General features: G+C 47.5%; 10 protein-coding genes. 7 read left to right on the top strand and 3 right to left on the bottom strand.

Features of this window, described 5'->3' with window-relative positions; all coding sequences use genetic code 11:
• Positions 1–21: 21 nt before the first annotated feature.
• The gene (locus tag GJQ68_RS05060; RefSeq protein ID WP_162416232.1) at positions 22–216 is read left to right on the top strand and encodes a hypothetical protein; all 195 of its coding nucleotides are present in this window, start codon (positions 22–24) and stop codon (positions 214–216) included.
• On the opposite strand, the gene GJQ68_RS05055 is transcribed toward GJQ68_RS05060, so the two are convergent.
• On the bottom strand, positions 213–1,145 hold the full coding sequence (locus GJQ68_RS05055; protein WP_162416231.1) for a sugar phosphate isomerase/epimerase family protein: 933 nt from the start codon (positions 1,143–1,145) through the stop codon (positions 213–215). The two genes, GJQ68_RS05060 and GJQ68_RS05055, sit on opposite strands and share 4 nt — an antisense overlap.
• A gap of 326 nt (positions 1,146–1,471) precedes the next feature.
• On the opposite strand from GJQ68_RS05055, the gene GJQ68_RS05050 reads away from it, so the two are divergent.
• Positions 1,472–1,882: an HNH endonuclease domain-containing protein gene (locus GJQ68_RS05050; protein WP_162416230.1), complete on the top strand. Its 411-nt coding sequence runs from the start codon at positions 1,472–1,474 to the stop codon at positions 1,880–1,882.
• Positions 1,883–2,171: 289 nt separating this feature from the next.
• On the opposite strand, the gene GJQ68_RS05045 is transcribed toward GJQ68_RS05050, so the two are convergent.
• Both GJQ68_RS05045 and GJQ68_RS05040 read right to left on the bottom strand, forming a co-directional pair.
• On the bottom strand, positions 2,172–3,326 hold the full coding sequence (locus tag GJQ68_RS05045; protein ID WP_162416229.1) for a THUMP-like domain-containing protein: 1,155 nt from the start codon (positions 3,324–3,326) through the stop codon (positions 2,172–2,174).
• A gap of 33 nt (positions 3,327–3,359) precedes the next feature.
• Positions 3,360–4,349 (bottom strand): aspartate-semialdehyde dehydrogenase, encoded by a 990-nt coding sequence (locus GJQ68_RS05040; protein ID WP_162416228.1) that lies wholly within the window; start codon positions 4,347–4,349, stop codon positions 3,360–3,362.
• A gap of 104 nt (positions 4,350–4,453) precedes the next feature.
• On the opposite strand from GJQ68_RS05040, the gene GJQ68_RS05035 reads away from it, so the two are divergent.
• The 5 genes from GJQ68_RS05035 (at position 4,454) to GJQ68_RS05015 (ending at position 13,158) form a co-directional block, all read left to right on the top strand.
• Positions 4,454–9,718, top strand: a complete 5,265-nt coding sequence (locus GJQ68_RS05035; RefSeq protein ID WP_162416227.1) for a lamin tail domain-containing protein — start codon at positions 4,454–4,456, stop codon at positions 9,716–9,718.
• An 89-nt stretch (positions 9,719–9,807) separates the two neighbouring features.
• Positions 9,808–10,797 (top strand): TRAP transporter substrate-binding protein, encoded by a 990-nt coding sequence (locus GJQ68_RS05030; protein ID WP_162416226.1) that lies wholly within the window; start codon positions 9,808–9,810, stop codon positions 10,795–10,797.
• Positions 10,794–11,255: a TRAP transporter small permease gene (locus GJQ68_RS05025; RefSeq protein WP_162341183.1), complete on the top strand. Its 462-nt coding sequence runs from the start codon at positions 10,794–10,796 to the stop codon at positions 11,253–11,255. The genes GJQ68_RS05030 and GJQ68_RS05025 overlap by 4 nt, the downstream gene beginning before the upstream one ends.
• Positions 11,252–12,526: a TRAP transporter large permease gene (locus tag GJQ68_RS05020; protein WP_162416225.1), complete on the top strand. Its 1,275-nt coding sequence runs from the start codon at positions 11,252–11,254 to the stop codon at positions 12,524–12,526. Before GJQ68_RS05025 ends, GJQ68_RS05020 begins: the two co-directional genes overlap by 4 nt.
• A gap of 176 nt (positions 12,527–12,702) precedes the next feature.
• Complete coding sequence (locus GJQ68_RS05015; RefSeq protein WP_162416224.1) at positions 12,703–13,158, top strand: Hsp20/alpha crystallin family protein; 456 nt, start codon at positions 12,703–12,705, stop codon at positions 13,156–13,158.
• The last annotated feature ends 546 nt before the right edge of the window (positions 13,159–13,704 follow it).

Here is a 13,704-nt window from a genome sequence, read left to right as displayed (position 1 = left end):
ATTGATTTTTGCACACACGCCATGGAAACCCTGTTAGCCAGCCTTAAAATTTTGACGCTATTGGCGGCTATTGCGTTGATGCTTGGCTTTATACGGCCAGTATATGTGCTGTGGTTTTTGCACCGCAACAACCGCTTGCTGGTATTACAATATTACGGAATACCGGCACTGATCTTTCTGCTCGCCTGGATTTTTCTGGAAAAGGGAATGCCCTAAACAGATACCCCAGCTTTTTTCCCTTCCGAACGGATGTGGTCCGCAGCCAGATCGTATTCCTCCTCGGAGCTCAGGTGTTCCATCATCAACGGAATATCCGTAAGCCGGCTAACTTCCTGCAGGAATACCTGATAATCCAACACACCCAGGCCCGGCCGTACCTCCGAAAATTGGGGCATGTAATAATCTTCCCGTAGCTGAATGTCCTTGGCATGACAACTCCGAATATGGGGTCCCAGTTTCCGGAAACATTCCCGGATCAGGGCTGCATTGCCATAGTACAAGTTGGGGGTGATGATCAGGTTCATGGGATCCATATGCACGCCAAACGCCTTTCGGTCTACCGCCCGTACCAGGTCCAGGTAGCTGTCCGCCGAGTCGGGATACGCCCAGGGCATGGGTTCCAGCGCAAAATAGGTCCTTTCAGGCTGCACTTCATCGATGATTTTCCGGGTCACCTCCACGATCTCATCAAAGGTATCCCGTGTCAGGTTATCCTGGTGGGGACCTGCCCAGTGCACCGAGTTTTTCGACCCGCTGATATTTACACAGCAGTTGGCACCAATGCTTTCCGCCAGTTGCAGGGATTGGGTACATTTTTCAAATGCCTCCCGCGCCATCTCCTTGTCCGGGCTGATGGGATTGCTCCAGGCGCCTACTTCCGCAATGACGATGTCGGCTTTTTTGGCTGCGGATTCATAGGCCCGGATCTCTTCTGCGCTTGCCGTTAGGGGAAGGGGGCAATAGGCGGCCCGGAATCCCTTAGCGGCTAAAGCGGCAAGCCATTCCTCCGGGTCCTGCGGTTTGGAAAACAGCGGTCCGCCAAGGCGTACAGCAGCTTTTGGAGCGGCCAAAGAAAAAGCTTCCGTTCCCAGCATCGTCAGTCCCAGTGCAGACAGGCTCTTTTTTGAAAAGGCTCTTCGGTTCATATTTGGGTTATTTAGTTTGGAAAGGGAAGATAAAGAAAAAATGGAATAGCTTTATACCCGTGGTACTGAAAGTAAATGCGCCTTAATGGCAAACGTTGGAAATTGAATGGACTTTTAGTAATTTTTAAAATCAACTATTTATTCCCTTATGACTATTCCAGCCGATCTAACGCTTCCAATCCAAAAACTTTCGGGCGTATTTAATAATACCACCAATTCCAATAAGATATTTACAAAAGAACAACCCAAATGTCCCCGGGTTAACGGAAAAAATATTTCCACCATCGTTAAGAAAGCTAACAAATGCCATTTTCTTTTGGAAGGAAGTGGCTAAAAAAGATGGTGATCTTTTTTGTATTTACTCCAATGAAGAAATGTCGATGGAAAACTTTTCCATCGACCATTTCATTCCCTGGAGTTTTGTAACCCATGACCAGCTTTGGAATTTAATCCCGACTTCAAAATCCGTAAACTCTTCAAAAGGCAACAATTTTCCTTCCCTAAGTGAATATTTGGATCCCTTTGTAGAAATTCAGCATAAGGCTTTTAAAATCTTCCTAGAAAATAACCAAAAGCATAAAAACCTACTTTACGATTACACCACCATCTTTAAAGATGATTTAAATGGCATTGCAAGATTAAAGCCAGATGAATTTGGAAATGTCTTGAAAGAAAACATTAACCCCCTTTATCAAATTGGAGAAAATATGGGTTTTTCTACTGATTGGACGCTATAGTGGATTGTAGGAACCTTAATACTACTATCGAATTAGGCTGCTTGCGGATACCTCAATAGTCATTAAAATGTAATTAATTCTAGAAAAATCCCTTCCATAGGAATGCGGCTTTAGCCCATTCCAAAAAATAGCATTCCAAAAACCCCGGCTTTAGCCAAAATGGAAGAAATACCAGGGCAGGTGTTTTCGAACCGGATTCGGTAAGCTGTCTTGTCCTGAAATAGGTTTACACATCATCACATCACCACATCATCACATCATCACATCACCACATCATCACATCATCACATCATATCATCCTACACCGCCAAACCCCTGGCTTCCCATCTACTGCTGTAACCGCAATCAAAAACTCCTCCCCTCCATCCTTTAGCCGGAATTTCTTTTTAATCGCCTCCGCTTTCATGGGGTGGTTACGGGAAATCACGTGGACCTTGCCTTCCGGATACAGCTTTTTCAATACCTTCTTGTCCAGCCGGATTTCCTCCAAGACCTCAAAAACACGCCCGGGCAGGCCCTCTGGAAAATGACCGCTGGTGTAGATATGCGTGTGGGCATGCAGTTTGGCCAAGCCTTGCTTTACAGCAAAACTTTTAAATGCCCCCGCTTTCAGAATGCTCGCATAGGGGATGAGCAGGTATTTTTGGGGAAAGGAAAATACAGGTACCGCCGAAGCTTCTTCTTGAGGTGAAAAAGTAAAGGTACTGGGGCCCTGCTCCCTTATTTCCACGGCGACAATCCTTAGTGGCTGGCCCGAACCATCGTTAATAAGCAACAACTCCTTCACCTCGTTTTTGACACTCAGCACATGGACCTGGGTGATTCCGGGCAGTTCCCGGCAAGCCTCCCTGATATCCAGCATGGGAGAGGCCTTTACCATAATGGAGCTGGCTTTTTGTTGAAATAAGCCCCAATTACTCACCACATCGGGTTCCAGGTCTTTCAGTTGATACAATTTCTGATTGCTTTTTCCCCTTCTGGCAGGGTCCACATAGAGCCAGTCAAATATATCCTTCGTTTGAAGCAGGAATGCCAGGGCATCCTGGTGGACAAATGAAATTTGTTGGTTGCTAAAAAGCAGGGGAAGGTTATGCCGGGCCAATGCAACCAGTTCCTCCTGCTGCTCCACATAGGTTACCTGCTCCATTTTTTCACCCAGGTAAAAGGTGTCCACCCCAAAGCCACCGGTCAGATCTACCATGGTTTTTCCCTGAACCAGGCTGCATTTATACCTGCCCGTGGCCTCGGAGGAACATTGTTCCATGGAAAGGGCAGGCGGAAAAATAATAGAAGGGTGAGCCGCCCAGGCTGGCAGCTTGTGCCGCGCTTTTTGCCGCATGGCAATCTGTCGGGCGGCAGCCTTGATGTCCAGGCCGGGAATTTCCTTATGCTGTAAAAGCAATTGTGCAGGATCTTCCTCAAGATGATCCTGCACAAACTGCATTAATTTGGGATGATATAGGGCTTCCAGCTCCACTTATACCATGCTGTGGTCCACCAGGTATTCGGCGATCTGAACCGCATTCGTAGCGGCTCCTTTTCGTAAATTATCAGCCACAATCCACATGTTCAGCGTGTTCGGCTGGGTCTCATCCCGGCGCAACCTTCCTACAAAGACCTCGTCTTTCTTATGTGCATTCAAAGGCATGGGGTAAATGTTATTGGCCGGATCATCTTCTACCACAACACCTGGGGTGTTGGACAGCAGTTGTTTTACCTCATCCAGGTCAAAGTCTTTATGAAATTCTACGTTCACCGACTCGGAATGTCCCCCCATTACAGGTATCCTTACCGCCGTTGCGGTCACCTGAATGCTATCGTCACCAAAGATTTTCTTGGTTTCGTTGATCATCTTCATTTCTTCCTTGGTGTAGCCATTTTCCTGAAACACATCGATATGAGGCAATACGTTCAGATCGATTTTATACGGATACACCATGGTGGCCTCTTCTCCTTTTCGCTCGGCCATCATTTGATCTACCGCATCTTTCCCTGTTCCAGTGACCGACTGATAGGTAGAAACCACGATGCGCTTGATGCCGTATTTCTCCCGCAAGGGAGCCAGGGCAAGCACCATCTGAATGGTGGAACAGTTGGGGTTGGCAATGATGCGATCATCAATGCGCAACACCTTGCCATTGATTTCAGGAACAACCAGTTTTTTGGTAGGGTCCATTCGCCAGGCAGAGGAATTATCGATCACGATGGCGCCAGCCTCGGCAAACCGAGGTGCCCATTCCGAAGAAGTAGCCCCTCCGGCGGAAAAAATGGCGATATCCGGTTTTTCAGCCACGGCCTGTTTCAGGCCTATTACCGTGTAATCCGTTCCCTTAAACGCAATCTTTTTCCCCGCAGATCGCTCTGAGGCGACCAGCAAGAGTTCGTCGAAAGCAAAATTGTGCTCATCCAGCACTTCCAAGATTTCCGAGCCTACCAGTCCGGTGGCTCCCACTACGGCTAACTTCATGTTGACTATTATTTTGACCGGTTCTACTTTCCTGAAGAATCCACAGGAAAACTTTTTTTCATTGAATTACGCGTGTTGTATATTCTGTTTATTATATTCAATCTATGAAAGCCATCATTTTGATCGGACACTTCATTACTTTTTTACTCCCAGGCCTTGCCTTTATCCCCTCTTCAAAGCCTATGGAAACACAGGATTTTGAAGAAAGATTCGCCATTGTGAACCACCCGGATGAATTTTTGCCTGGATGGTCTGCCAACGAAATCAGTGACGGATCTTCCCGGGTATTTCAGGCGACAGGTGAAGGACTGAACCAGTCCCATGCCCTGGGCATTCAACCTATAGCAAGTTTCAGTGCGCAAATTTACATAAAAATAGCGACTGTTGGGGTATCCAACCCTACAATTTCCTTTCAGGCCAGAACTAGCAAAAATGGGAACGGAAACCGGCCGGCCTTACTCTACTTCTCCTTTTCAGAAAATCCGGAAGACGGATTCGGCGAACGCATTCCGCTGGGAGATGCCGGGACTTTTCCCAACGAAGACGGATCCTATACGGCCTATTCCCTCCCCATCCCGGAAAAATTCAGGAACCTGGAAACCCTAACCGTGTTAATGGAGGTAGTATACGGACCGGGTTCCGGCACGGCTGCCCGGGTGTATTTGGATGGGTTTTCCGTACAAAACGGCAACGAACAAACGGAAGAACTCGCCGTCAACGGCCTGGAAGTCATGGGAGAAAACACCCTTTCCCTCCAATTCAACCAGCCGGTGAACTTGGATAATGAGGCCATTATCCTTAATAACGGGTATGGGAGACCTGAAAACGTAACCTTTCCCGAGCCGTCGGTTATGCTACTCGAATTCGCTGATCAGTTGTATACCAATGACTATCTGCTGGCATTCGAACAGATTGAAGCGGTAGCCGCGGGGCAGGTTTTGGAAAATTGGGAATACGCCTTTTCCATTGAAACACCCACACCAGCCGGTGCGCTGATCATCAATGAATTGATGGCCGATCCCAATCCAAAAGGTAAGGTCCCTGCAGCTCCCGTTTTGCCGACAAGTAGTAGCGCCGAGTACATTGAGCTATTTAACCGGCTGGACAAACCCCTACGGCTTAGGGGTTTTACCTATAATGAGGTGCTGATTGAAACGCAGGTAATCGAACCACTCTCTTACCTGATCCTTTGCTCTCCTGCCACAAAGCCAGCTCTTGAAGCCTATGGACAGGTGGCCACCGTCAATCCCTTCCGCACCCTTCCCAATAATTCCGGCAAGATCGAGATAAGAGACGGATTCGGCAATTTGGTAGATAGCCTGGAATATTCCGAATCCTTTTACCGGGATCCTGAGAAGTCAGCGGGAGGCTGGTCAATCGAACGCATCAATCCCTTTCAGGCTTGCAGTGATCACTTCAATTGGAGGGCTTCCACCGCAGCGAAAGGCGGCACACCGGGAAACGAAAATGCGGTTTTCAGCGAGGAGCCGGATAGCCGACCGTTCGAATTGCTGGAAGTATTCCCGCTTTCGGCCGACCGGATTCAGCTTACATTTTCCAAGGCATTACCCGAGGAGCTTGGGCAAACGCCGCCGTTTACGCTTGCCGGGGAGCCCTTGCCGGTAATCGAACACTCAGGAAATGTGCTATTGCTGCAGCTACCGGAACCCATGGTTTCAGGGAATCGGTACCCATTGGAACCCGGGGACCTGCTCGATTGCTTTGGGGTGCCTCTGTCCTTTGAAACCGTTTCCTTTTTATTTGATGAAGATCCTCCCCGCTTGGCATCCGTGTGGGGAGTATCAGATAAAGCGCTCTTGCTGGTATTTGATGAGGAGCTGGATAGCCTCGCTGCTTCCCGGTTTGAAAATTATCGAATAGTAGATCGACCGGTAGAAGTACTGGCTGCTCAAAGGCGGGAAACCAATGAAGTTCGCTTACAACTCAATACCTCCTTACAAATAGGTGCCGATTATACTGTTCGGGTTGACAGCATTTCGGACCGGTATGGCAATTTTCTTTCTGCCGAACAAATTACCTTTTCCTGGGAAAATTACCTGGACAGCCTGGCCTTTTACGCCCCCACCATTCTGAAAGTTCAATTCGCCGGTTCGGTAAATCCCGAATCGGTCCTGAATCCGGAAAACTATCAATTACAACCGGACTTCTTGCAGCCTGCCCGGGTGTTGGCGGTGGCAGAAGAACAAGATGCTTTTCTATTGGTATTTGACCGGGAATTTTCACAAAACCAGGAATTGATTTTGGAAATTACCGGTATCGAAGATCAGGACGGGAAGGGGCGGATCACCTTTAGCCAGCCTTTCCGCTGGGATACCCGGAAAATAGAACTAAGCGAGCTACGCATCCCTTCCTCACAAAGCTTGATGCTGGAGTTCAATAAAGCGCTGGACCCCAAGTGGGCAGCAATTCATCAATCGTATGAAGTAAACGAAGGTGTCGGTTCTCCGGAATCGGTAAGCTTACCCGGACCATCACGGGTGCTGCTGGAGTTTTCCAGCGAATTTACTCCCGGAAAATCCTACCGGCTTCAAATAAAAAACCTAAAAGATCTATACGGTGAAGAAATGACGCAAACCATTAGCAGATCCTTTAGCTGGGATACCCTTCCTCCAAAAATTGACTCTGCCTACTTGCTTTCTCCGTATGAGCTGCAATTGGTTTGGAGCAAGGCCATCCATTCGCCCGATTCAGTACTGATTGACGGTAAGCTTGAGAAAACCTTTTCCCTTTCATCTAATGGGCTAAATTTAACGCTTTATGCCCAGGTGCCACTGACTTCCGATATCCTGGACATACGACTTCCCATGGTGCAAGCCAGAACGGGAGAAATAAGCCTGAATGAGGCATACAAACTGGATCATTCTCAGTTTGCTGTCAGTAGGCTGGACATTCTGGATTATCAAACCATAGAGCTCACCTTTACTGATTTCCCGGATCCGGGATCGGTGCTGTTTCCCGAACATTACCGGATCGGCACGCGGCCACCGCTGGAGGTTCGGCTGATGGAAAACGGCTATCAAGTCAGCCTTTCTCTGCAGGAGAACCTGATGGTTGGAGATACCCTACAGGCTTCCATTACTTCGGTTAAGGGCGAAAACGGAAAGGCCAGCCTTCCCAGGGAGGCTTCGATGTTATTCGACGATGGCATTTTAGACCTTTGGATGGAAAATGCCCAATTGCTTCACCTCAGGCAGCAAATCCCGCTGGATAAAAATACCCCCTGGGACGGAGATTTTCATTTTTTGGAGGATGATCGGGGTTTGGAGACCCTGCTCAACCAAAGTAAGCCCGAGCAAATTCAGGTAATTATCGATGAACCGCTTCCAGTGGGTTCTCTTTGGACGCTACGGATCCCGGCCCGAATGGGAGCGAATGGTCGCAGGCTTCCCGGAAGTTTACGGCCTGTTTCCTGGAGTCCGCTGGCTCCGGAACTACTCGAAGTGGAACTATTGCCGGAACATAATCTACTGCTACATTTTGACAAGAAACTAAACCCGGTTCTGGCGGTGGTGCCGGGATTCTATTCCGTGAATGGGGATTCGCCTGGCTGGATTACCTTAGAAAACAGTGGGAAAGAGGTCCTGCTTGCCTTCGAAAATGGCTGGGAGCTGGGAGAGGAAATTAGCTTGCTCATAGAAGGCCTGGAAGATTTGGATGGCAACACCATCCATCCTGTCGCGATGAGCCTGAGCTATCAGCCACCCGAAATCCCTGCATTCAGGGAGTTGATCCTTAACGAAATGATGCCTGCACCCCGGCCGGGAAGCGGGCTTCCGGAGGTGGAATACCTGGAACTGTTTAACCCCAACGATAAAACCTTCCAATTAGGCGGTATGAAGCTCTCTAACAGCCGAAGTGAAATCACGCTCCCGCGTGCCAGCCTGGGTCCGGGTGAATACCTTATTCTTTGCCCGGCATCTTATGCGGAGTCCTTTGCCCGCTTTGGGAACGTACTGGGGCTTAAGGCCTGGCCCACGCTACTGAATGGCGGGGACGTGGTGACCCTGACAAATTCCCGTGGAGCCTTGATAGACCGGATTAAATTCGATCCTTCCATGCCCCTCGGAAGCGAAATAGGCAGCAATGGGTACAGCCTGGAAGTAATCAACCCCTATTACCCCTGCGTATCCATAACCAACTATGCTCCTTCAAGCAGCGAAAATAGGGGGACTCCCGGAGGACAAAACTCGGTATTCGACGATCTTCCCGACCGCACGGCACCTCGTCTGCTTGCCGCGGTGCTGGAAGACGAATCCCGAATTATTCTACGATTTTCAAAACCGGTAGCCATTCATAACCAAAACAGCGAATTTACTTTGTCCCCCGAAAGGATCATAAAAGCCTCGTATAAAGATTCACTGGACCAGTTTCAGTGGGTGCTACTCCTTCAGGAACCCCTGCAAGCAAATCAGGTCTACGAAGTAAAGGTGGGAAACTGGCAGGATTGTGCAGGAAATTCCCTGCCGCCAGATGCCAATAGCTTGTTGGTTAGGGTCCCGGGCAAGGCAGCAGAAGGGGACTTACTGCTAAATGAAATTCTGTTTAACCCGGCTACAGGGGTTCCGAAATTTGTGGAGATCTACAATCATTCCGAGAAGTACCTCAACCTTAAAAACTGGAAGCTGGCCAATGCAAGGGATGGAGAAATCAGCAACCGACGGGTAATTTCCGGCCAGGATTTGATTTTGGATCCATTTGATTACCTGGTGCTGACCACAGACTCCCAAAAACTGGCCGAACAGTATCCCCTCAGCAATCGGGAAAAATTTGTGGAAATGAGTTTGCCCAGCTATCCGATTCGTTCTGGAACAGTCATTCTATGGGATCCGGAAGAAAACTGGGTGGAACGAATGGATTACGATGAGGACTTTCACCATGCATTCCTTCGGGATGTCAAGGGAATTTCGCTCGAAAGGTATTCCGTCACAGCTCCTACCAACGACCCGGAGAATTGGCATTCTGCCGGAGCCCATGTGGGCCATGCCAGCCCTGGGGCTAAAAACTCCCAGGTGTACGAGCAGAATAATGCTGGATTTGGCATTCAGTTGTCGCCCGAGGTGTTTATTCCCATGGCTGCTGGTGAAAAGCCGTTCACCACCATCTCGTATAAAATGCCCGCACCTGGATTTCAGGCAACGCTACGCATTTTCTCTCCTACGGGAATTCCGGTAAAGGTGTTATGCCAGAATGAAATCTGGGGTGCAGAGGGCTTTTACACCTGGGATGGCAGCAATGAAAGCGGCGAAAAAGTGACGGCAGGATACTACATTCTGTCGGCGGAATTGATCCACCCCAACGGACAAGTTCAGCACGTCAAAAAAACAGTGGTCGTGGGGGCGAAATTTTGAAAATAAAATGTCCTGGGAAAATAATTTTTGTACTTTGGAGTCAATTTCCATTGAATGAACCCATACTAACTTGTTTGAAGGCTGTATCTATGAACCCAAAAGGCTGTTTTCAGGTATTTCTACTCGTTTTTCTATTACACCTGCTAGGATGCCAAGCTGACCGGAATAAAAAACCTGAATATACCCTGCGCTTTGGTCATCTGGCCAACCGGGAACATGGCTGGCATAAAGCCAGCTTAAAATTCGCCGAAGAGGTAAAAAAACGATCTGAGGGCCGGATAGAAGTCATTGTTTACCCAAACGAGCAGTTGGGAAAAGAGATGGACGTACTCACAGGTCTCCTGGTAGGCAGTGCCGATATCATGATTACAGGAGAATCCTTACAAAGCTGGAGCCTTCCCAAATCCATCTTGTGCGCCACGCCCTTTGCCATCCGTGATTCTGATCATCTCAAGAAAGTAGCCGGGGGACCCCTGGGAGAAGAAATCGAGCAACACATTCTGGACGTAGCGGGATTTCGTCCCATCGCCTGGTTTGAAAGAGGAGCCAGAAACCTTACCGCCAACCGGCCGATCCGCCATCCGGATGACTTGCAGGGAATGATACTCCGGGTACCTGCGGTATCCTTGTTCGTGGACACCTGGAGTGCTCTGGGTGCCAAACCGACCCCGATGGCGTTTTCGGAGGTATTCACCGCCCTGCAACAATCCACCATTCACGGACAGGAAAACCCCTTTGCGCTGATCAAAGACGCGGGCTTGTACGAGGTGCAAAAGTATTGCATGCTGACCGAGCATGTCAAGAGCTGGGCCTACGTGGTCATGAGCAATAAAAAATACGAAATGTTGCCTCCGGATTTACAGGAGGTTATTGATGTATCTGCGGGGATCATGCAGGAATACGAACACGAATTGTTTCTGGTTCAGGAAAAAAAAGACTACCAATTTCTGCTGGATCAGGGGATGGAATTTATCGAGGTGGATAAAAATGCCTTTAGAGAAGCCGCTACAAAGGCAGTCATGCAGGCCTTTAACGAAGAACAAATTGATTTGCTAAGAAGAATTCAGGAAGTACCATGATGAAAACCAATTTCCCTTTGCTGGACAAAATACTCGGCCACTTTGTAAGTCTGAGTTTTATGGTGATGATAGCCGTGGTACTACTTCAGGTCGTGGCCAGGTATGCCTTACCCTGGGCACCCAACTGGACGGAGGAGTTGGCACGTTTTAGCTTTATTTACTTGGTCAGCGTAGGTGCTGCCCTGTCCATAAAGGACCAGGGATACGTCAGTGTCAATACCTTTCTGGACAGGCTTTCCCCTAAGGCAAAAGCCCGCATGCAAGCCGTAATATTACTGTTCATCCTGATCATAATGGGCACCCAATTTATCTTTAGCCTGCCATTAATGGATATTGTCAGCCTGCAGAAATCCCCTGCCCTGAACCTCAACATGGCTTTTATGTATGCGGCCATGGCGATAATGGGGCTATTTACCAGCCTGTACGCTTTGTTGGAACTACTAAAAAAGCTGAAATGACCGCCCTTCTTTTCATTGTATTCCTTTTGCTATTAATTTTGGGGTTCCCGATTGCCTTTGCTCTGGGCATTTCTGCCTTCTCCTATCTTATTTTTAGCGATATCCCACTGATGGTCATCCCGCAAAAAATGTATGCCGGTATTGATGTGTTTGTCCTTTTGTCCATTCCGGGTTTTATTCTGGCGGGCAACCTGATGAATGCAGGTGGTATTACCCAGCGGATCATTCATTTTTGCAATGCCCTGTTGGGTCATATTCGGGGCGGCTTAGGCTTAGCCAACGTGGGGGCATCCATGCTTTTTGGGGGGATATCGGGAACGGCCATAGCAGATACGGCCAGCATCGGATCGGTTATGATTCCTGCGATGAAAAAGGAAGGCTACGATGCACCCTTTTCCTGCGCCATTACCGCTTCGTCTTCCACCATTGGTCCCATCATCCCCCCCAGCCTTCCCATGATCATAGCGGCCACCTTAACCGGGCTGTCTGTCGGAAAGCTCTTTGTTGCCGGCATCGTCCCAGGCTTATTATTGGGGTTGGGATTTTTACTTACCGCCTATTTTATAGCTGTCAAGAAAAACTATCCCAAAAGCGATCGGAAATCGCCGATGTTCATTTTCAAAAGTTTCATGCAGGCCTTTTGGGCGATAATGATGACCTTGCTGATCCTATTTGGTATCATTGGCGGTGTATTTACGCCCACCGAGGCATCCATCGTGGCGGTAATTTATGCGATGGGTATAGGCCTTTGGGTGTACAAAGACTTGACCTTTAGACGCATACCGAAAATTTTATTACAATCGGCCAAAACAACCGCTTCCTTAATGGTGCTGGTGGGCTTTGCCAACCTTTTTGCCTGGATCATGACGGTGGAAGAGTTACCCCAACAGATCGCCACCACGCTGCTGCAACTGACGGAAAACAAGTGGGTATTGCTATTACTGATTAATTTGTTGTTACTTTTCGTTGGGGCTTTTATGGAAACCATCGCTGCGCTGCTGATATTGTTTCCGGTCTTGTTAGGCGTGGCGGTTCAGGTTGGGGTAGATCCCGTTCAATTTGCCATTATCATGGTTGTGAATTTGGTCATCGGCCTTACCACGCCTCCTGTAGGCGTATGTTTATTTGTCGCCTCAAGTATCGGGGGAGTGTCTTTGGAGAAAATTGCTCGTGCCGGATTGCCTTTCCTCTTAGTGAGTTTGCTGGTGCTGGTACTGGTGACCTATGTTCCGGCTGTGAGCCTTTGGCTTCCCGGCCTGTTTTACGATTGATTCTCCGAAAGACATTTTGGCATTATTTCAAAATATAATTAGACATTTTGACTGCCTTATGCGAATAAATATGTCTTATTGTCTTATTTTTCAATGGTTTACGGCCATTTTAAAAATGGCATTTGGTTTGTTTTTTAGAAGAAAAAAAGCATTGTAAAACCAAAACTATTATAGCCATGACACTGATGAAAGTAGCAAACAACGGAAAAAAATCTCAAGTACCTGCCTTTGACAATTTGTTTGACAGGTTATTTGACATGCCCTCGGCTTTTGATCTGGGTGCCCCAATGAGCCGTTTCAAGGCCAGCGTACCAGCGGTAAATATCAAAGAAAATGAAAAGAATTACCTGCTTGAACTGGCCGTACCCGGATTGAAGAAAGATGATTTCAACATCTCTTATGAAAATGAGCACCTGGTAATTGCCTCCGAAAGGAAATCCGAAGAGCAGGAAGAAAAGGATCAGGTAACCCGGAGGGAATTTCACTACGAATCTTTCCAAAGGTCCTTTTTCCTACCCGAAGAGAAAGCGGACATTGACAACATCAATGCCCAGTACAAGGATGGTATTCTGTTGGTAACCATCCCAAAAAAAGAGATCAAAAAAGAGGTTAAGCAGATTACGGTTGGCTAATCCAAATTTTGAAAACCATTAGAAAAGCTCCCAAATTGGGGGCTTTTTTTATGTGATCACGGGATTTGTTAATAACTACCTTATTCAACCCGAAAAATGCATTAGGAATATTACCGGATCCTTCTACTTCTGTGGTTAAAAAAAGAGAACCATATAAGATATATAAGAACATATAAGTTTTTTTGAGCCTTAAAATTCGGTGTAATCTGTGGTGAACACTTTTTTCAGCAATAAATAAGGAACCATATAAGCCATTTAAGAGCATATAAGCTTTTACTGCCCCCCTTCAATGCCCTTATATGGTTAAAAAAAAGAGAACCATATAAGCTATATAAGAACATATAAGTTTTTTTTGATCCTTAAATTATCTATGTGGATCTGTGTTATCTGTGGCGCCCGATTTTTTCCGAAATAAATAAGGAACCATATCAGGCATTTAAGAGGATATAAGATTTTCCTACCCCCTTCAATGGCCTTATATCCCTTATATCGTTAAAAAAAAGAGAACCATATAAGATATATAAGAACATATAAGTTTTACTGAGC

The organism is Cyclobacterium roseum, assembly GCF_010119225.1.
Taxonomy (GTDB): Bacteria; Bacteroidota; Bacteroidia; order Cytophagales; family Cyclobacteriaceae; genus Cyclobacterium; species Cyclobacterium roseum.
Note: the sequence above shows the minus strand (reverse complement) of the source record. Positions and strands in the feature narration are given on the sequence as shown.

Coding starts and splice junctions, on each gene's coding strand:
- GJQ68_RS05055 (WP_162416231.1), bottom strand. CDS start 1,145: ATGAACCGAAGAGCCTTTTCAAAAAAGAGCCTGTCTGCACTGGGACTG.
- GJQ68_RS05060 (WP_162416232.1), top strand. CDS start 22: ATGGAAACCCTGTTAGCCAGCCTTAAAATTTTGACGCTATTGGCGGCT.
- GJQ68_RS05040 (WP_162416228.1), bottom strand. CDS start 4,349: ATGAAGTTAGCCGTAGTGGGAGCCACCGGACTGGTAGGCTCGGAAATC.
- GJQ68_RS05020 (WP_162416225.1), top strand. CDS start 11,252: ATGACCGCCCTTCTTTTCATTGTATTCCTTTTGCTATTAATTTTGGGG.
- GJQ68_RS05035 (WP_162416227.1), top strand. CDS start 4,454: ATGAAAGCCATCATTTTGATCGGACACTTCATTACTTTTTTACTCCCA.
- GJQ68_RS05030 (WP_162416226.1), top strand. CDS start 9,808: ATGAACCCAAAAGGCTGTTTTCAGGTATTTCTACTCGTTTTTCTATTA.
- GJQ68_RS05045 (WP_162416229.1), bottom strand. CDS start 3,326: ATGCAGTTTGTGCAGGATCATCTTGAGGAAGATCCTGCACAATTGCTT.
- GJQ68_RS05025 (WP_162341183.1), top strand. CDS start 10,794: ATGATGAAAACCAATTTCCCTTTGCTGGACAAAATACTCGGCCACTTT.
- GJQ68_RS05015 (WP_162416224.1), top strand. CDS start 12,703: ATGACACTGATGAAAGTAGCAAACAACGGAAAAAAATCTCAAGTACCT.